Below are 17,158 nucleotides of genomic sequence, written 5' to 3'. Positions count from 1 at the left end.
TCTTGCTAAAAACGATGTCATAATACGTCAATAGATGACCTTCTATAAAAACTTTACTGAACCCCTGCGTTCGCACTTCTTCGTCGCTTCGCTCGGGGCGTTTAACAGATTCCGATGTTTACAGAATTTAATACATATCACACAGCAATGTCAACTGTCAGCTTGTCGTAATCAAAGACAGGCATCACCTTGTAACCTACACCGCCTTCAACATGCACCTTTTTCGTATCTATTAAGCCATATTTTTCAAGAATCTTAATATCAACTGCTGTGCTCTTTATATCCCTGTTTGTTAATTTAGCCAATTCATAGATCGATTTCGGATGTTTATGCCTTATAACCTGCAGCAGCTCGATTCTTCTCGGAGTAAAAAATTCCCTGAAGGATTCCACGCTGCCAAAACTAAGCCCTTTTCTGGCCTTTATACTTTTTCCTTTTCTAACTTCACTCATAGCTTCAGCCGCTTCCTTCAGAACATCCTTAAGCGGCTTTACCTCGACTGTTATGTTTTTGATTTTCATTTTACCTCGCCTTTTGTTATTTTTTCAACTTCCTTTTGGAAATCTTCAACTAATTTCCATTCGTCAACAAAATCGTAAGGCAGCTCCATATTGCCTCTGTGAATGTGGTGGCCTTTTCTTTCATGATTGTCATAGCCCAATATTCTTTTTCCGTCTTTAATCAAAGCAAGCGAATACTGGAATCCCTCTGGGTGAAACTCATCTTTTTCAACCTTGTAAATGTCGATTTCAACTATGTAATTCTTATCCCTGTGCTTGTGGCTGAATATGAGTTCTGACACACCATATGGTATGGTATACCCCTATATAAACCTTTTGGTTTTTGGAGAAAAATGATCATATCTATTTCTTTTTCAAATACCCTTTCAAAAATTCTTTCCTGAACTTTTCAAACCCGTTCTCTTTTATTGCTGTCCTGATCTCTTTCATTAAATTTTGTACGAAATAGACATTATGATAACTTACCAATCTTAATCCTGTCGGCTCTTTCATCCTAATCAGATAATTTAGATATGCTCTTGTATGATTTTTGCAGACATAGCAATCGCAGTTTTTATCTAATGGGCGAAAATCCTCCTTATATTCCCTATTCTCAATCAGGACTTTGCCATTCGACGTAAACAATGTTCCGTGCCTTGCATTCCTTGTCGGCATACAGCTGTCAAAAACATCAATGCCGTGGCTGACGCAATCAATGATGTCTTCTGGCGATCCAACTCCCATCAGATAGCGGGGCGTGTCTTTTGGCAGAAATCTTTCAGAGTAATCAATCATTCCGTACATTAATTTTTTTGGCTCTCCAATTGACAATCCGCCTAATGCAATTCCATCAAAATCGAGCTTTGAAATCAATTCGCAGCTTATTTTTCTCAGATCCTTGAAAGTTCCTCCCTGCGTTATGCCAAAAACCAATTGTTTTGAATCTTTGTGAAAGTTCTTAAACCTTGATGCCCAGTCATGAGTTCTCTTTAGCGATTCAATAACATAGTCCTTGCTTTTCCCGTAAGGAGGCATATCATCTAATACCATTGCAACATCTGAGCCAAGCTCTTCCTGTATATTGGCTGCTTTTTCAGGAGTTATAAGATGAGGCACCCCATCAAAAGGGCTTTTAAACAAAACTCCATTGTTTGTTATAACTGGTGCAAATGACTTATCTGCTGTCTGAAACCCTCCAGAATCTGTAAAAATCACATCATTGAAATTCATGAACTTGTGCAGGCCATGAGCTTTTTTTATTATTTCAAGGCCAGGCCTTAAAAACAAGACAAGAGAATTGCAGATTATCGCTTTTGCACCCATCTCCTTAAGTTCGTCAGATGTTATTAATTTTACACTTGCCTTTGTCGCAACCGGCATGAAAAATGGAGTTTCAGCTGCAGCGTGCCTTGTTTTTAATTTACCTATTCTGGCTTTTGTTTTTGGGTCTTCTTTGAGAATTTTATACATTCTGATTCATTTCTCCCATATCAAAACTTTCATTTCCTCTTTGCCCTGCATAATGGTCTTTTCATTGATCAGCTTGAATTTATACTCTTCGGCATATTTTTTCAGCAGTTCATCTTTCCTTGTCAATAAAACAGCCATGCCTTTTTTCTTCAGGATATATTCTGCCTGGTAGAATAGTTCTTTGTATATTTTCTCAATGTCTTTTTCATTGTTTCTTGCAATGCTTATCTGGGGGGGATAGCTTATTATCTTATCTATTGAGTTTTTCTTCAGTTTTATGTCGAGCCAGTCAACATCTATCTTTGTAATGCCGATTGATTTTTCAATTCCAGCAATCTTCGCATTCTTCTGGCAGGATTTGAGATTTGTAAGCGAAGCAAAGCCCATTATTTTTAATCTGGCCTTTTTTATTTTTTTATCGATCTTCTCAAAATTAAATTTCAAAAACTTATTGAATGCAAACTTGTCTCTTGAGAAATGATTGACCGGAAAGTTATTGGCAAACATCGCTGCTTCTATTGGAATCTCGCCGCTCAGGCAGAATGGGTCTAAAATTATTTCTTTTTTATTATATTCGGCGATTCTTACAAGAGCATATGCAACTGTTCCCTTTAATGAATTAGGTGCTGAAAATATTTTATAATCCCTTTTATCAAGCTCTCTTCCTGCAAAATCTATGCCCATGTAGCAGTCATCATTATAGATGTAGACGAAAACAATAATACCTGGATTGTTCAGATCGACTTTTTGAGTGTATTTTTTGTCTTTCTTTATTTTTTCAATGATGAATTCGCCTGTTTCTGCTTCAATCTCGGAGCTTGTAAAGCTATGCTCGCCGATTCTTTCAGATCTTACAACAAAGGTCCTGTTTTTATTTAAAAATTTATCAAAGTTTATTTTTTCAATCCTTTCTTTGATATCTTCAACAGAATTTATTTTAAAAGAATCCAATAAAAAGAGAATCCTGTTGACGCTCTGGGCTGTATAGCATAATTTGGCCAGATCATCAAAATCTTTAATGCCGAAAATAACACAGCTTTCCCTTATTTCAGGGCTTGATTTAATCAATTCCTTAATTTCCAAAGCGGCAGTATTTTCAATGCCTTTGTTCACAATAGCCAAGCCCTGCATAAAGAATGGTAAAATGTCTCCCTATATAAAGCATATAGGAGCTGAATCTATTTCAATGGGTGGCCTGCATATTCAAATTCAAGCTCAGAATTAACCAGCCGTCTTAGTGTTTCTTTTAAATCCTTGATTTTTACTCTTATTTGCTTTGTATCATCCCTGTTTCTTAGCGTGACATCGTGGTTTTTCAGGCTGTCAAAATCAACTGTGATGCAATACGGAGTTCCGTTTTCGTCCTGCCTCGCATACCTTCTTCCTATGCTGCCTGATTCATCATAAAAGCAGTTGAATTCTTTGTTTAAATCATTCAGGATTTCTTTTGCTTTTTTGTCAAGGCCTTCTTTTTTGATTAATGGGAAGATGCCTGCTTTTACTGGGGCCAATTTTGGATGCAGCTTTAAAACAATATTCTCTCTCTTTTTATCGTATTCGTATGCGTCAAACATGAATGCCAATAAGGCACGGTCAACTCCCTGCGAGGGCTCAGATGCAACAGACGGAATAACCTTCTGCTTTGTAGCTTCATCGAAAACACCCAGATCCTTTTTCGAGAATTTCATGTGCTGCTTCAGGTCAAACTGCTTTCTGTCAGCGTTTCCGTGTATCTCTTTCCAGCCGAATGGGAATTTGTATTCGATATCAAAGCATGCTCCGGCATAATGAGCTAATTCTTCTTCTTTATGCTCCCTTAATCTTAAGTTTTCTTTTTTGATGCCCAAATCGGTAAACCATTTGTAGAATGATGCTAACCAGTAAGCGTGCCATTTGTTTGCAAGCTTATTTTCAGCCAGCTCGCTTATTGTTGTTTCCTTGTGCTGCCCGCCTTTTTTCTGGGCATCTGCTGTTAAAACATTCACTTTCATGCCCTGGACTTCGCTGAAGAAAATACATTCGTCTGTTTTATCCGGATGAGTGAAGAATTCAATCTCCATCTGCTCGAATTCCCTGGACCTAAATAAGAAGTCTCTTGGGCTTATTTCATTCCTGAATGCCTTTCCCATCTGCGCTATTCCGAAAGGCAGCTTTGCCCTTGAGTTTTCCTGGACTAATTTGAAATTTGTAAAGATGAGCTGCGCTGTTTCCGGCCTTAGATAAGTAAGAGAATTTGTGTTTTCAATTGGACCGATGTTTGTCCTGAACATCAAATTGAACTGCTTTGCATTCTCAAAATCATCATGGCAGTTTGGGCAGTCTATGTTGTTGTCTTTTATTAATTTGTCAATGTCTGTAGCTGACAATCCTTCTGCAGCGATATTGAGAAGATCTGCAACCAATGAATCGCCTCTGATTCTTGCATGGCATTTTTTACATTCAACCAAGATGTCTGTAAAGCAGTCAGCATGGCCGGATGCCTGCCATACTTTTGCGCTTGTTATTATTGCTCCGTCAATTCCGAAGACATCTTCCCTCTGCTGGACAAATGTTTTCCACCATTCTTTTTTTATATTGCCTTTTAATTCAACTCCCAATGGGCCGTAATCCCAGAATCCAGCCATTCCGCCATAGATCTCCGCATCAGGATAAACAAAGCCTTTCCTCTTGCAGAATGTTGCCATGTCAGCGATTGTCAATGCCATAGCACGTTTGAAAACAGAAGGGGTATTTAAAATTTGCTTTTATTTGAGCTGTCAAGTCTGCTGGATATGATTTAATTATTTGTAATATCTTGTCAAAGCCACAATAGAAGCAAAAATAATGCCTATACTGATCCATTTAAGGTAAAATCGCCAGTTTTCTTTAAATGCTGATTCAAAATTTTATATGCCCCCTCCATCGTTCTTAACCGAAAGATATTTAAATATAAGAATATTCTAATATGCTATTATGAAAGAGTTATACGAAATTCATGCTGAAATGTGCAAGGTGTTTTCAAATTCAATTAGGCTGGAGATATTGAACCTATTGAGAGATAAAGAATTTTCAGTCACTGAATTGATAGAGAAAACAAAATTAAGTCAATCAAATATTTCTCAGCATTTGTCTATTATGAAGTCTAAAGGCATTGTTACATCAAATAGACGAGGCAAAAATATCTATTACAAACTCACAAATCCAAAAATCATTAAGGCGTTTGATATCATAAGGGAAGTTTTGACTGAAAAATTAAAGGAAAATGGAAGAATTGTCAAGAATTTGTAAGATGTTAGAATGAAAAAAGAGCTAATGGGGCGATAGTGATGGAAAAAGATAAAAATACATTGTTATGGGTTGTAATTGCTGCAGTTATTCTGTTGTTTCTTTTCTCAGGATTTGGAATGGGCGGCTATGGCATGATGGGTTTTGGATTTTTGTTTATGTTGCTCTTCTGGGGGCTTATCATTTGGCTCATAGTTACCTTAATCAATGCAAGTCAATCCAAGGAGAATTGGTCAGATTCATTAACAATCCTGAAGAGAAGATATGCTTCTGGAGAAATTACAAAAAAGCAGTATGAAGAAATGAAGAGAGAATTAGGCAGGTGAAAAATGAAAATAGAAGATTTTGCACATATAGTTGAAACAGAAAAGAGTTTTGATGAAGCAGTTGTTTCAGTAAGAAAGGCTGTAGAAAATAAAGGTTGGGCAATATTCCAAGTATATGACTACAAAGAAATATTGGCGGTAAAGGGATTTAAACAGAAACCGTTAAAGATCATTGAAATCTGTTCTGGAAAATATGCCAATCAATTCTTGAACAAGAACAAACTATCCTCTCTTTGTATGCCTTGTAAAATCAATGTTTTGGAGGATGAAGGAAAAGTGAAAATAATGGGGATGAAGCCGACTATAATCTCACAATTCTTCCCAGAAATAAGTAGACAGGAAGCCGAAGAGGTAGAAAGAGACATTATTGAAGTGATAGATAATGCTAGGTGAAGTATAAATGTCAGAATTTTCCATCCAGTCTTTGACTGGTGGCAGAAAGCCAACTTTTTTGTATGTGGAAAATTCTGAGCATGCTCAAAAACCACCTGATACGATGTAACGTAGCTACATGCAACCCATCTATGATGGGTGGTTTTTGACAGAATGTCTATAGTTCGCTTTATTTTCCCAACCAATCTTTTTCTTCTTCATTTAGATCGAGATAATCTGCAATCCTCTCTGCTTCTTTTTTGTTTTTCCTGAATATGACCTGCATATAAGGCAGCGTATCCTTGATTATTTCTTTTTGCGAAGAATGTGTTTTCAATGCGATCTTTTTCGCTATGTCCTTCCTTTTCATGTATTTCATTTTAGCGTGCCATAATTTGAGGATCCTTGTTGTCTGGCAGTATTTTATGAATTCGCTGTTTTTCTGCTTCTTTGAAACAGCAACACCTGCTGTTAATAAAGTGTTTATATAATCGAGGAAGCGCCAATGCTGCCATCTTGAGATTCTGCCTCTTAAAACATCTGCTTTGCTGAGCATGTCATAAGCATTTGCCAGGTCTTCAGGATCAGTGTATTCTTTCGGCAGGTTTTCATCAACCCATAGAAAGCATTTATCAATATCCTCGTCAACATTTTCAAATGCTGTTACAGCGATATTAGCATCTTTGATCTTGAACACCTTTACAAGCGCATTAAGTATGGATTCCTGCTTGTTTCTTTCTGCAACATCTTCCACATCTTTCTTAACCAATTCTTTCTTTTCATCTGCCAGCATTTGAAGATCAGTTATTGCTGCCCTTAAGTCGCCAGCAGCTCTTCTTGCAAGGCTCTTCAAAACAGGCTCTTCATACTTTATGCCTTCTTTTGAAGCTATTTTTTTGAGAACATTAAAAACATCTGAAACATCCAGAGATTTAAACTGAATAAGCTCTGATTTGCTCCTTAACGAGCTGAATTTGTTGCCCCATGGATCATTTGAAATCAGGATTATGGGAAAGGTTGTTTTTTCAATCAATTTTATTATTGCCTGTATTCCGCCCCTGTCTTCATTGCCGCTTAATCCGTCAATTTCATCAATCAAAATAACTTTTCCTTTTGAGAATAAGCTCATCTGATGCACTGCATTGCCGACTTTAAGGTTGATCTGCTCTTCGTTTCTGAAGTCAGCAGCGCTTGTTTCAACAATCTCCAAATTAATTTCATTTGCAATTGCATAGACAGCAGCTGTTTTTCCGCTTCCTGCCGGGCCGTAAGCGATGGCAGCCCTTTTTTTCTTGTTTTTGAAATTAAAGACAAAGTCCTTCAGCTGCTTTAAAGCTGCATCCTGGCCGTGAACATCAGAAATTGTCTTCGGCAGATATTTATTGGCCCACAACTCTTCCATAAGGGAAGTAATGACTGTTTGTTTATTAAGGTTTTTATACTGGAATATGTGAAATGCAGAATAATAAAGCATATAAACAATGAAATAAAAACAAACATAGGGCAAGATGAAAACAATAGATGTTAAATTCAAGAAAATTGAGATCTGCAATTATTCTCCAAGGGAGACCATTATGGACATTAAAATAACAATAGACAATAACGGGCAGGAAAAACAATTTCTTAAAAAGGACAAGATAGGAAATCCAGGGGATCTGGCGCTTTACATCCTGTCAAAGATGAAGAAGTCGATCAAGGAGAAGAGCTTTGACGATGAGGAAGGGCCTCTTGGCGGAATAGTTGTTGTAAGGTTGAATGATGAAGAGATCATAGACAAGATGACCAAGTTCTTATCAAGCGTAAAGGACAGGATAAACAACATACAGAGAGACAAGACAATAACTTATTTCAGGATGGCTGAGAAGATAAACGGAATGGCGATGAATTTTTAGATTGCTGAGCTTTGTTATATTGTAAAACAAAAAAGCTAAAAAAATCATTTTTGGTTATGCAGTATAACAATTCTGTGCCTAAGATGATAAACGGAATGGCGATGAATTTTTGATTAATTTTATATAGATGTTCTTTTTCATAATGTCTTATGAAAATCTACTTTGCAGGATCAATCCGCGGCGGAAGGCATGATGTTGACCTGTATCTTCAGATGATAGATCATCTTAAACAGCATGGAGAGGTCCTTACCGAGCATGTAGGGGATAAAAACCTTAAAGTTTTTGATGAAGACGGAATAACAGACGGCCATATTCATGACAGGGATTTAAAATGGATTCTTTCTTCAGATATTTTAATCGCAGAAGTGTCAACTCCGAGCTTGGGAGTGGGGTATGAAATAGGCAGGGCTGTGGAAAACAACAAGCGCGTTCTGTGCCTGTACCACCCGCAAGCTGTAAAAATGGTGTCTGCTATGATTGCAGGTTGTCCAAAAATTACACTTGCTGAATATCGTGATATTGATGAAGCTAAGAAAATAATTGATAAATTTCTAAAATAAACCATAAATTTTTCAAAATCTTTAAAAACAACAGATTAAATTCTATTGCTATGGAACTACCGCAGAACTACAGCTTCAAAGAAGCTGAAAAGAAATGGAATGAATACTGGGAGAAGGAAGGAATTTACAAGTTTGATCCAAATGATGAAAAGAGGGAGATCTATTCAATTGACACTCCGCCGCCAACAGTCAGCGGGAAAATGCATCTTGGGCATGCATTCAGCTATTCTCAGCAGGATTTTGTTGTAAGATTCCATAGAATGCTCGGCAAGAATGTTTTCTATCCTTTCGGAACAGATGATAACGGGCTGGCAACAATAAGGCTAATAGAACAAGAAAAGAAAGTAAAGGATGTTGCTTTAGGCAGGGAGGGATTCATAAATCTGGTTCTTGAAACATTAGAAAAGGAGCTTAGGCCTTCATATCTGCAAGACTGGAAAAGAATAGGCATAAGCTGCGACTGGTCTATATTTTATACTACGATAGACAAGCATTGCCAGAAAATATCTCAAAAAAGCTTTATAGACCTATACAAAAAAGGCAGAGAATACAGAAAGAGGACGCCGTTCTTTTGGTGCCCTGAATGCCAGACGGCAATAGCCCAGGTAGAAATGAAAGACAGCGAACAGGATTCTCAATTAATATACATGAAATTCGATACGACAATAAAAAAGCAGATAATAATAGCAACAACAAGGCCAGAGCTGATGGGGGCATGCGTAATGGTTCATGTGCACCCTGATGACGAAAGATACAAGGAGTTCATAGGAGCAGAAGCAATTATCCCATTCTACAACAGAAAGGTTCCGATAAAAGCAAACAGGGATGTTGCAATGGATTTTGGCTCAGGAGCTGTTTATCATTGCACCTTTGGCGATATGGATGATGTAGTATGGCTTGAGAGAGAAAAAATCCCTGCTATTGAGATTGAAAATAAAGACGGGACATTAAATGAAAAAGCAGGAAAATACAAAGGAATGGCTATAAAGCGGGCAAGGAGCGCTGTTACAGATGACCTGAAAAAAGAAGAAAGGATTGAAAAAATAGAGCCTATAAGGCACGTGGTTAATGTTCATGAAAGATGCGGCACAGATATTGAGATACTGACAACAGACCAATGGTTTATCAAATATCTTGACCTGAAGGACGAGATGATAAAATGGGGAAATGCGCTTAATTGGCACCCGGAATATATGAAAGTAAGATATGAAAACTGGGTTCATGGCCTTAAGTATGACTGGTGTATTTCAAGGCAGAGGTTCTTTGGAGTTCCGTTTCCATTATGGTACTGCAGGAAATGCAATGAAGTAATTTTAGCTGAGGAGAAGCAATTGCCGGTTGATCCTCTGAAAGACAATCCGCCTGTAAAAAAATGCCCTAAATGCGGCTGTGATGAATTTATTCCAGAAAAAGATGTTTTGGATACATGGGCAACATCATCACTGACGCCAAGGCTCGCAATTGAGCTGATGCCTGAAAAAATACAGAAAAGGCTTTATCCGATGTCATTAAGGCCGCAGGCGCATGATATAATAACATTCTGGCTTTTCAATACTGTTGTTAAATCGCAATTGCATTACAAAATAAACCCCTGGAAAGATGTCATGATTGCAGGGCATGCGCAGGATCCGCATGGCAAAAAGATGTCAAAAAGCAAGGGAAATGTTGTTGAGCCGCAGTCTTTGGTTGACAAGTATGGCGCTGACTGCCTTAGATTCTGGGCAGCTGGCTCTAAATTAGGAGAGGATCTGCCTTACCAGGAGAAAGATTTGGTTACAGGCCAGAAATTCACAATAAAACTATGGAATGCATCAAAATTCTGCTTTATTCATCTGGAAAAATATGAAAAAGGCAAAAATATAAAATTGGAGATGATTGACAGGTGGCTGCTGTCTAAATTGAACAAGATCATTAAAAATGCCACTGAATCATTTAATGAATATGAATATTCAAAAACAAAAGCTGAAACAGAAAACTTCTTCTGGCATGTTTTCTGCGACTATTATCTTGAAATTATAAAAGACAGGTTGTATAATGTAGGGACTTATTCAAAAGATGCTGTTGAATCTGCCAAGTATACGTTATACATGTCATTATTGACAATATTAAAACTCATGGCGCCAATAATGCCTTTCATTACAGAAGAAATCTTTCAGACATATTTTGCGGACAAAGAGAAAGCAAAAAGCATACACATTTCAGAGTGGCCTGAATGCGATAAAAAACTGATTGATGAAAATGCTGAAAAAATAGGCGAATTAGTGTGTTATGCTGTTGAAGCTGCAAGGCAGGCAAAATCCGAGAAGAAGATTTCCTTGAAAGAGCCGGTTAAGAAGATGATCTTAAGAGGGAAGATTTCAAAAGAAGATTTCAAAAAGGTTGAGAAAGATATAATTGCTACGGCAAAAGTTCAGGAAATGATTTATGAAGAATTGAAGAAGGATTCTAAGATTGATTTTGAGAATGTTATTGATTTATAATCCGCCAAAAACAATTTTCACAAAATCTCCGACATAATGTGTTATAATTATGACCATGATAGCAATAGCAAGATGCTCTATGATCACTTTGTAAGGCTGTGTTTTTTCCTTTCTGGCTATGTAGTGGCTGAATATTGCTATCAATGACAGGCCCCAAAGTATGCTGGCAATTATTGCAGTGGATAGTGGAAATAATAAAACCGGGATTATGAACGTTGATGCAAAAATGAACTTAGAGAATAAGGTTGAGATTGTGGATTCCCAGATTTGCTTTGTTGTGTGCCTGTTTTCAGATTCCTCAGACATATGCATTCCTAATGCATCTGAAAAGGCATCTGCTACTGCTATCACAAGAATGCCGCCGATAATGACGAATGAAGAATGAGTGCTGGAATTAAGGCCAACAATCAAGCCGAGAGTGGTTATAATGCCCGATGTCAATCCGAAACCAAAGCCTTTCCTGATTGAAGTTTTCATTTTCATAACAAGCAATTAGGCCCATCACCGTGTTTTCTGTGATAGCTTATGCATTCGCAGCAGATCCCGTGCCTTTCGCAGTCTGTGTCAGGGCATGTGCATTCTTTCTCGTTTTTTGTTTTGTTGATGCAGTTGATCATATCTTCTTCCACCTTGCGCCTTCTGGAGTATCCATTAATTGAATTCCTTTTTTGGCAAGATCTGACCTTATTCTGTCTGCTTCTGCCCAATTCTTATTTTTTCTTGCAGTTTCCCTTTCTTCTATTAATTTTTTAATTGCAGAAGGCAGCACTTCTTCTTTCTCTTCCATTATGCCAAGCACTTTGTCAATTGAAAAAATGAAATCAAGGATCACTTTTGCATCTTTTTCACTCATTTCCTTGTTTGTTAACAAAATATTTATTTCTCTCATGAAATCAAAAATATGCGATAATGCAACTGAAATGTTTAAGTCATCGTCCATTGCAGATTCAAACCCTGTTTTTGATTTTTTTATCAATAATTTTATTTTTTTACTATTTTCCTTTTTTACCTCTTTGTAATCTCTTAAGCTTAAAATAAAATCCCTGAACTTTTCAACTGTTGATTCTGCAGATTTCAATTCATCGAAAGTAAAGTTAAGCTGCTGCCTGTAGTGATTTGAGATCAACAAATATCTTATTGCCTTCGGCTTGTAGCCCTTGTTTATGACATCCCTCAAAGTGTAGAAATTTCCCAATGACTTTGACATCTTTTTGCCTTCGACAAGAAGCCATTCATTATGGAGCCAGTAATTCACGAATTTCTTTCCAGTTGCTCCTTCGCTTTGCGCAATCTCATTCTGGTGATGCGGAAAAATAAGATCAATGCCGCCTGTGTGGATGTCAAATGTTTTTCCCAAATATTTCATTGACATTGCAGAGCATTCCAAATGCCAGCCTGGTCTTCCTTTTCCAAGCTCATTCTGCCAGTAAATATTTCCGTCATGCTCGTCCCATGCTTTCCACAAAACAAAATCAGATGCTTCTTCTTTTGCATATTCATCATGCTTTACCCTTGCTCCGGCTTTTAATTCATCAACTTTGATATGGGCCAATTTTCCATACTCCTTGAATGTTGAGATATCATAATAGATTGACCCATCTTCGCCTTTGTAAGCATGGCCTTTTTTTAGCAATGCCTTGACTAGTTCAACCATTTCCCTGATATGCTTTGTGGCTTCAGGATAGTATTCTGCCTTTTCAATGTTTAATGTTTCAAGATCATCAAAGAAGATTTTTTTGTATTTTATTGTGAATTCATCAAGCGTTATGCCTTCTTTCTGCGAGTCCCTTATTGTTTTGTCATCGACATCTGTAAGATTCATGACCTGCTTTACTTTAAATCCTTTATATTCCAGATAACGCCTTAATAGATCAGAAGCCAAATAAGCCCGGTAATTGCCGATGTGCGGGTAATTATATACCGTTGGTCCGCATGAATACATTTTTACTTCATTTTTATTTATTGGCTTGAATAATTCTTTTTTCCTTATCGATGTGTTGAAAAGCTTTAATGGCATTTTAACCAGTCCTTCCTTAATATGCTGTGGATATAACAATCATGGTACTTTCCTCCTACAAAAATATCTTCTTTTAATAAAGCTTCCTCTTTGCAGCCAACTTTTTCAATAACCCGCTTCGATGCCTTGTTTTCTTTTGCGCAATTTATATAGATTTTGTGGAATTTCATTTTTCTGAAGCCAAAATCAAGCAACAATCTTACAGCTTCACTCACATAGCCCTTATTTCTGTAATTTTTTCCGATCAAATAGCCTATCTCTGTTTTGTTGTCTCTATTATTCGTTCTTACAAAAGAAACAGTGCCCATCAACTCTTTTGTTTCCTTGCTGATTATCCCGAAAACAATTTCACTCCTATGTTTTCTTCTTGCGCTTGTTCTTTTCAGGAATGCCAGAGCATCTTTTAATCTGTAAGGGTAGGGCACGCGGGTGGATCTGTGGATTGACCTATCATGGCATATCTTAACCAGCTGTTTTGCATCTGATTTTTTTAATTGCCTTAAATAAATCCGTTTTCCAATTATCTTTTTAGGCAGCATTTTTTTTCTTGCAGACAAACATGCAGTGATCCCTCTCAAATGGATCGAGAACTCTGTAATCAACAACAATGAGGCTGTTTTCAAGCTCTCTTCTGACAATGGAGAATATTTCTTTCGGGCTTCTTGTCACGTCAATTGACCTTGATTTCACAGCGATTATTGCATAGCCTGCGCTTTTCAGAAACAAATTAATGTTTTTCAGGAATATCTCAACCTGGTTTTTCTGGGCAACATCCTGGTAAATGATGTCGGCTGCCGGAATAAACGAGTAATATTCTTCTGGCTTATTTGCATCTGCCAATAGCGGAATTATGTTTTTTCTCCGCTCAGCCAAAAACATCAGATCCCGCATTACCCTGGGAGCAAAATCTATTGCAAAGATCATTCCTTTATCGCAAATATCGGAAACATGCGAAACAGTTGTTCCGGTTGCGCTTCCAAGGTAGAGAACTTTAGAGTCTTCCTTGAAGCCGAGCTGGTCAATGCCCTTGATCAATGCAGCAGCAAGCTTGCTCCTTCTTATATCCCATTCCCTGTATTCAATATCGCTTTCTGCAACAAGCTTTTCACCATAAACCTGCTTTCCCGGAGTGAGATTTTTAGTGTAGAATGTTTTTCTTCCGTCTGTTTCTTCAAAAAATATTCCAGGGAATTTTGTTGGCTTCATTTAAACTTCTCCTCCAACGCTTTCCTTAATTTATCTCCCATAAACTCTCCTTTGAAGTAATCAAGCTTTGCAGCCAATGAGATCTTATCAGCCAATGCCCTTGCTATTTTGCCGTGCATTGATCTCTTGCTTTTTGCTATTAAAGGATGCTCGTGCAGCACTCCGTATTTTGGAGGCAATGCTTTCTTGTTTCTCAAATGCCTGAACAATGCCTTTTCAGCTCCCAACAGCTGCAATGTAGAGGAAGGCATCTCAGCAAGCCTCTGCAGAGAGCCTGCATGCCCAACTAACTGCGCTCCGATAAATGAGCCTGCTATTTCTGTGACATTAGGCATTGCTTTCTTCATTATCTTTTCAAGGTATTCTTCCTGCTTGTTTTTTAAGGCATAAATATTTTCAAGCTCTTTTGCCAAATTAAACATGGCATCCAGATCCTCTTTCTCAAAATCAGCCCCCATTGTTATTTTGACTTTTATTTCGCCCAGCAGCTCTTTTTTATTTTTCTTTAAGATAGCTTCGATGAATTTCTGGTGATCCTCAACTGAGCGCGAGAATTCAGGATTATGCAGCTCGTACCATTCCCTTAATCTTTTCACTAAAGTGCTTGTTGTTTTTTCAATTTCAGATATGCTGCTCACTGCCTGGATTATGAGAAGATCGCTTGTTACAGAGTCCTTGACCTTTTCTTTTGTCCTATTTATGCAGATCTCCCTTATCCTGCCGGAATAATTATTTTTCATTAAAAATTCCGATACTGCCTCTAATTTTCTGATGTCCTGCGTCAGAATAACATTGGGCATTTTCTCTTTTTTTAAACCAAGGAAGAACACTTTGTTTTTTGAATATTTCTTTATTAAGTTTTTTTCTTCATTCAGCCATTCACTGAAGTCAATATTTTTTATATCCTCAAACTCCAGCTTATCAACTAGATTGAAGTTCTGGTCAAATGCAAATGCCCCGATGCAGCTTGTGTAAATGATGGTTTCCATATTCCCTTTAGAATAGAGGCTTGTTTTTAAATATTGTTGTATTTTTCGGACAAAATCAAAAACTATAAAAACAATGGAAATAACTTTACAGCCATGATGCTGATTTACATAACCTGCAAAGATGAAGAAGAAGCAAGAAAGATCTCTATGCATCTGGTTAAGAATAGGCTTGCAGCATGCACTAATATGTTTCCGATCAGAAGCTTTTACTGGTGGAAAGACAAGATAGAAGAAACAGATGAATATGTTGTATTGGCTAAAACAATAGATGAAAATTATGAGAAAATAAAGAAAGAAGTCAAGAAGATCCATTCTTATGAAGTGCCGTGCATTATGAAGATGAATGTTGATGTAAATGAAGAATATGGAAAATGGGTTGAAAAGGAAACAAAACAATAAAAATTTATTTAATGCATCACTTCGATTTTCTTTTTGTTCAATGGCGCGATGACTAATGTGTCAAACAAATCAATTAATTTCTTTACAAAAGGATTTGCAATGTTTAATTTGTAGAGCTTGGCATTTCCAATGTATCTTGTATGTTTTATTACATTTGATTTTATTAGGTCGTCCCATATTCTGAATAAGGTGGTTCTTCCTATGCCAGCACCTTCTGCAATATCGGAAATGGAGTAATCTAATTCTCTGCCTTCTATCAAAAATTCCAATACCTTTATTTTAGGCGTGTTTCCAATTGCTTTTGTGAATATTGTTTCTTCCATTATACTTAGGTAGAAGAGCTCATATTTAAATGTTTCTATTTTGGAACATATACGTTTCAAATAAAGAACAAAACTTTATAAATGTTTTATCTCCTTATTTTTTAAATGGACAAAATTTTCATAATGAAACGATTCTTAAGAAAATTAGTCAACTTGGGCATTTGGGGCGGCAGGCATACTGAGCTAACTAACCTCAAAAAGTGCATTCCAACACATTTAAGAGGTGCAAAAGAAACTGACGATGCTATAAAAGATCTGATCGAGAAAGGTTTTATTAAAACAAAGCAATCCACGGGCGAAGTTCATATTTCACTGAATTCAGAAAAGCAACAAGAGATTTATGATTTTATAAGAGAGTAAAAGACCTGACGATTTCAATTTCACAAACTTTATAAAACACTGCCTTTTCCGCAAGATATGCCGCATCATATCGCAAGATCAGAAGCTCAGCAGGACACATGCCTGTACTGCGGCTCTAGCTTAAAAGACAAAATCTGGGATTCTGAATTTAAAGGTTATCTGCATTATAAAACTTTAATCTGCGGCTGCGGAAGAAAAGTGCATATAAAGATGAAGTTCAAGGGATCAGGCCATGATTCATGGAACAACGGCAAGATAAGCAGTACAATAATTGGCAATGGGCATAAAGTGAATAAGACAATAGAGCATAGATTGATGGCTTAGATATTCATTCCAGATTGCGTATAAAAACAAATTTCTATTCTTTAGGTGAAATCATTCTGGTTCTACGTATCTTATTTTGTTTAATTTACCGCCATTAAAATAAAGAATATTAATGGAACCTCTTTCACAACTAATCTTGTTTAGTAAATCTAGAGGTTTTCTCTCAAGCTTTAATCTTAATGCCACGATTGGGTCTCGATGTGTAACACAAACAATTTCTTTTGCTGAATGTTTCTTTAATAGCTTTTTTAAAAAATTTAACATCCTCTTTGATAGCCCCTTAAGATCTTGGTAGCCAGTTAATTTTGTAGGATTGTTAAGGTATACCTGCCATTCTCTTGTTTTAATGACTTTTTCATAGGCTTTTCCTCTCCAGGGCCTAATCCATTCCCTGATCTCAAAAGATTTATTTATTCTAAGACTCAAAAACTTCTTTTGGATTATTTCCGCGCTCTCAAGAGTTCTTTTTATCGGGCTTGAATATATTGCAGATATATCTTTATTGCTTAGCCAATTAGCCGCTTTTTGAATTTCAGCTTTTCCTTTTGAATTCAAGTTAAAATCATAATCCCCCGGTATTGTTCCGGGATTTTCAATTGTTCCATGCCTGACAAAATAGACTATTGTTTGCTTCATTTTAAGATTTTTTTAATACGGCCATGATCAAATCATTTTG

The 17,158-nt window shown here is 36.9% G+C and carries 23 protein-coding genes; 9 read left to right on the top strand and 14 right to left on the bottom strand.

Annotated features, from left to right (window positions below; genetic code table 11):
- Positions 1-137: 137 nt before the first annotated feature.
- From Q7J54_00685 to Q7J54_00665, 5 genes are all read right to left on the bottom strand, one after another.
- Positions 138-521: a hypothetical protein gene (locus Q7J54_00685; GenBank protein ID MDO8740072.1), complete on the bottom strand. Its 384-nt coding sequence runs from the start codon at positions 519-521 to the stop codon at positions 138-140.
- Complete coding sequence (locus Q7J54_00680) at positions 518-802, bottom strand: DUF6516 family protein (GenBank protein MDO8740071.1); 285 nt, start codon at positions 800-802, stop codon at positions 518-520. Before Q7J54_00680 ends, Q7J54_00685 begins: the two co-directional genes overlap by 4 nt.
- Before the next feature lie 61 nt (positions 803-863).
- Positions 864-1,970: a tRNA guanosine(34) transglycosylase Tgt gene (gene tgt, locus Q7J54_00675; protein MDO8740070.1), complete on the bottom strand. Its 1,107-nt coding sequence runs from the start codon at positions 1,968-1,970 to the stop codon at positions 864-866.
- 6 nt (positions 1,971-1,976) lie between these two features.
- Positions 1,977-3,101, bottom strand: a complete 1,125-nt coding sequence (locus Q7J54_00670) for a THUMP domain-containing protein (GenBank protein MDO8740069.1) — start codon at positions 3,099-3,101, stop codon at positions 1,977-1,979.
- 47 nt (positions 3,102-3,148) lie between these two features.
- Complete coding sequence (locus Q7J54_00665) at positions 3,149-4,675, bottom strand: glycine--tRNA ligase (protein MDO8740068.1); 1,527 nt, start codon at positions 4,673-4,675, stop codon at positions 3,149-3,151.
- Between the two features lie 247 nt (positions 4,676-4,922).
- Between Q7J54_00665 and Q7J54_00660 the strand changes: the two genes are divergently transcribed.
- Genes Q7J54_00660 through Q7J54_00650 form a run of 3 tightly spaced genes read left to right on the top strand, consistent with a single transcriptional unit; the run spans position 4,923 to position 5,953 of the window.
- A complete protein-coding gene (locus Q7J54_00660) occupies positions 4,923-5,237 on the top strand; it encodes a metalloregulator ArsR/SmtB family transcription factor (GenBank protein ID MDO8740067.1) in 315 nt (104 codons plus the stop codon).
- A gap of 38 nt (positions 5,238-5,275) precedes the next feature.
- A complete protein-coding gene (locus tag Q7J54_00655) occupies positions 5,276-5,560 on the top strand; it encodes an SHOCT domain-containing protein (GenBank protein ID MDO8740066.1) in 285 nt (94 codons plus the stop codon).
- A gap of 3 nt (positions 5,561-5,563) precedes the next feature.
- The gene (locus Q7J54_00650) at positions 5,564-5,953 is read left to right on the top strand and encodes a DUF302 domain-containing protein (GenBank protein MDO8740065.1); all 390 of its coding nucleotides are present in this window, start codon (positions 5,564-5,566) and stop codon (positions 5,951-5,953) included.
- Positions 5,954-6,122: 169 nt separating this feature from the next.
- On the opposite strand, the gene Q7J54_00645 is transcribed toward Q7J54_00650, so the two are convergent.
- Positions 6,123-7,334, bottom strand: coding sequence for a replication factor C large subunit (locus Q7J54_00645; protein MDO8740064.1), 1,212 nt, complete (start codon positions 7,332-7,334; stop codon positions 6,123-6,125).
- Positions 7,335-7,440: 106 nt separating this feature from the next.
- Between Q7J54_00645 and Q7J54_00640 the strand changes: the two genes are divergently transcribed.
- The 3 genes from Q7J54_00640 (at position 7,441) to Q7J54_00630 (ending at position 10,864) form a co-directional block, all read left to right on the top strand.
- Positions 7,441-7,824 (top strand): hypothetical protein, encoded by a 384-nt coding sequence (locus tag Q7J54_00640; protein ID MDO8740063.1) that lies wholly within the window; start codon positions 7,441-7,443, stop codon positions 7,822-7,824.
- 149 nt (positions 7,825-7,973) lie between these two features.
- Positions 7,974-8,384, top strand: coding sequence for a nucleoside 2-deoxyribosyltransferase (locus Q7J54_00635; protein ID MDO8740062.1), 411 nt, complete (start codon positions 7,974-7,976; stop codon positions 8,382-8,384).
- A 50-nt stretch (positions 8,385-8,434) separates the two neighbouring features.
- Positions 8,435-10,864 (top strand): valine--tRNA ligase, encoded by a 2,430-nt coding sequence (locus tag Q7J54_00630; protein MDO8740061.1) that lies wholly within the window; start codon positions 8,435-8,437, stop codon positions 10,862-10,864.
- Here Q7J54_00630 and Q7J54_00625 read toward each other — a convergent pair.
- Genes Q7J54_00625 through Q7J54_00600 form a run of 6 tightly spaced genes read right to left on the bottom strand, consistent with a single transcriptional unit; the run spans position 10,859 to position 15,076 of the window.
- Entirely contained in the window at positions 10,859-11,341 is a 483-nt protein-coding gene (locus Q7J54_00625; GenBank protein MDO8740060.1) for a hypothetical protein, read from the bottom strand. The genes Q7J54_00630 and Q7J54_00625 overlap by 6 nt on opposite strands.
- 2 nt (positions 11,342-11,343) lie before the next feature.
- Positions 11,344-11,481 carry a hypothetical protein gene (locus Q7J54_00620; GenBank protein ID MDO8740059.1) on the bottom strand — a complete coding sequence of 46 codons (138 nt, stop codon included), beginning with the start codon at positions 11,479-11,481 and terminating at the stop codon, positions 11,344-11,346.
- The gene (gene cysS, locus Q7J54_00615) at positions 11,478-12,881 is read right to left on the bottom strand and encodes a cysteine--tRNA ligase (protein MDO8740058.1); all 1,404 of its coding nucleotides are present in this window, start codon (positions 12,879-12,881) and stop codon (positions 11,478-11,480) included. Before cysS ends, Q7J54_00620 begins: the two co-directional genes overlap by 4 nt.
- On the bottom strand, positions 12,872-13,420 hold the full coding sequence (locus Q7J54_00610; protein ID MDO8740057.1) for a GNAT family N-acetyltransferase: 549 nt from the start codon (positions 13,418-13,420) through the stop codon (positions 12,872-12,874). Before Q7J54_00610 ends, cysS begins: the two co-directional genes overlap by 10 nt.
- Positions 13,410-14,087, bottom strand: coding sequence for a fibrillarin-like rRNA/tRNA 2'-O-methyltransferase (locus tag Q7J54_00605; GenBank protein ID MDO8740056.1), 678 nt, complete (start codon positions 14,085-14,087; stop codon positions 13,410-13,412). Before Q7J54_00605 ends, Q7J54_00610 begins: the two co-directional genes overlap by 11 nt.
- A complete protein-coding gene (locus Q7J54_00600; GenBank protein ID MDO8740055.1) occupies positions 14,084-15,076 on the bottom strand; it encodes an NOP5/NOP56 family protein in 993 nt (330 codons plus the stop codon). The genes Q7J54_00605 and Q7J54_00600 overlap by 4 nt, the downstream gene beginning before the upstream one ends.
- Positions 15,077-15,169: 93 nt before the next feature.
- On the opposite strand from Q7J54_00600, the gene cutA reads away from it, so the two are divergent.
- On the top strand, positions 15,170-15,475 hold the full coding sequence (gene cutA, locus Q7J54_00595) for a divalent cation tolerance protein CutA (protein MDO8740054.1): 306 nt from the start codon (positions 15,170-15,172) through the stop codon (positions 15,473-15,475).
- Between the two features lie 8 nt (positions 15,476-15,483).
- On the opposite strand, the gene Q7J54_00590 is transcribed toward cutA, so the two are convergent.
- Positions 15,484-15,798: a hypothetical protein gene (locus Q7J54_00590; GenBank protein ID MDO8740053.1), complete on the bottom strand. Its 315-nt coding sequence runs from the start codon at positions 15,796-15,798 to the stop codon at positions 15,484-15,486.
- A 105-nt stretch (positions 15,799-15,903) separates the two neighbouring features.
- Between Q7J54_00590 and Q7J54_00585 the strand changes: the two genes are divergently transcribed.
- Entirely contained in the window at positions 15,904-16,158 is a 255-nt protein-coding gene (locus Q7J54_00585; GenBank protein ID MDO8740052.1) for a hypothetical protein, read from the top strand.
- Positions 16,159-16,215: 57 nt separating this feature from the next.
- The gene (locus Q7J54_00580; GenBank protein MDO8740051.1) at positions 16,216-16,482 is read left to right on the top strand and encodes a hypothetical protein; all 267 of its coding nucleotides are present in this window, start codon (positions 16,216-16,218) and stop codon (positions 16,480-16,482) included.
- A 51-nt stretch (positions 16,483-16,533) separates the two neighbouring features.
- Here the strand turns inward: Q7J54_00580 and Q7J54_00575 are convergent, their stop codons facing one another.
- The gene (locus Q7J54_00575; GenBank protein MDO8740050.1) at positions 16,534-17,118 is read right to left on the bottom strand and encodes a histidine phosphatase family protein; all 585 of its coding nucleotides are present in this window, start codon (positions 17,116-17,118) and stop codon (positions 16,534-16,536) included.
- Positions 17,119-17,158: the final 40 nt, after the last annotated feature.

Source organism: Candidatus Woesearchaeota archaeon, assembly GCA_030651135.1.
In the GTDB taxonomy this organism is placed as follows: domain Archaea; phylum Nanobdellota; class Nanobdellia; order Woesearchaeales; family JACPBO01; genus JACPBO01.
The sequence above is the reverse complement of the archived record's forward strand: the minus strand, read 5'-3'. Positions and strand labels throughout refer to the sequence as shown.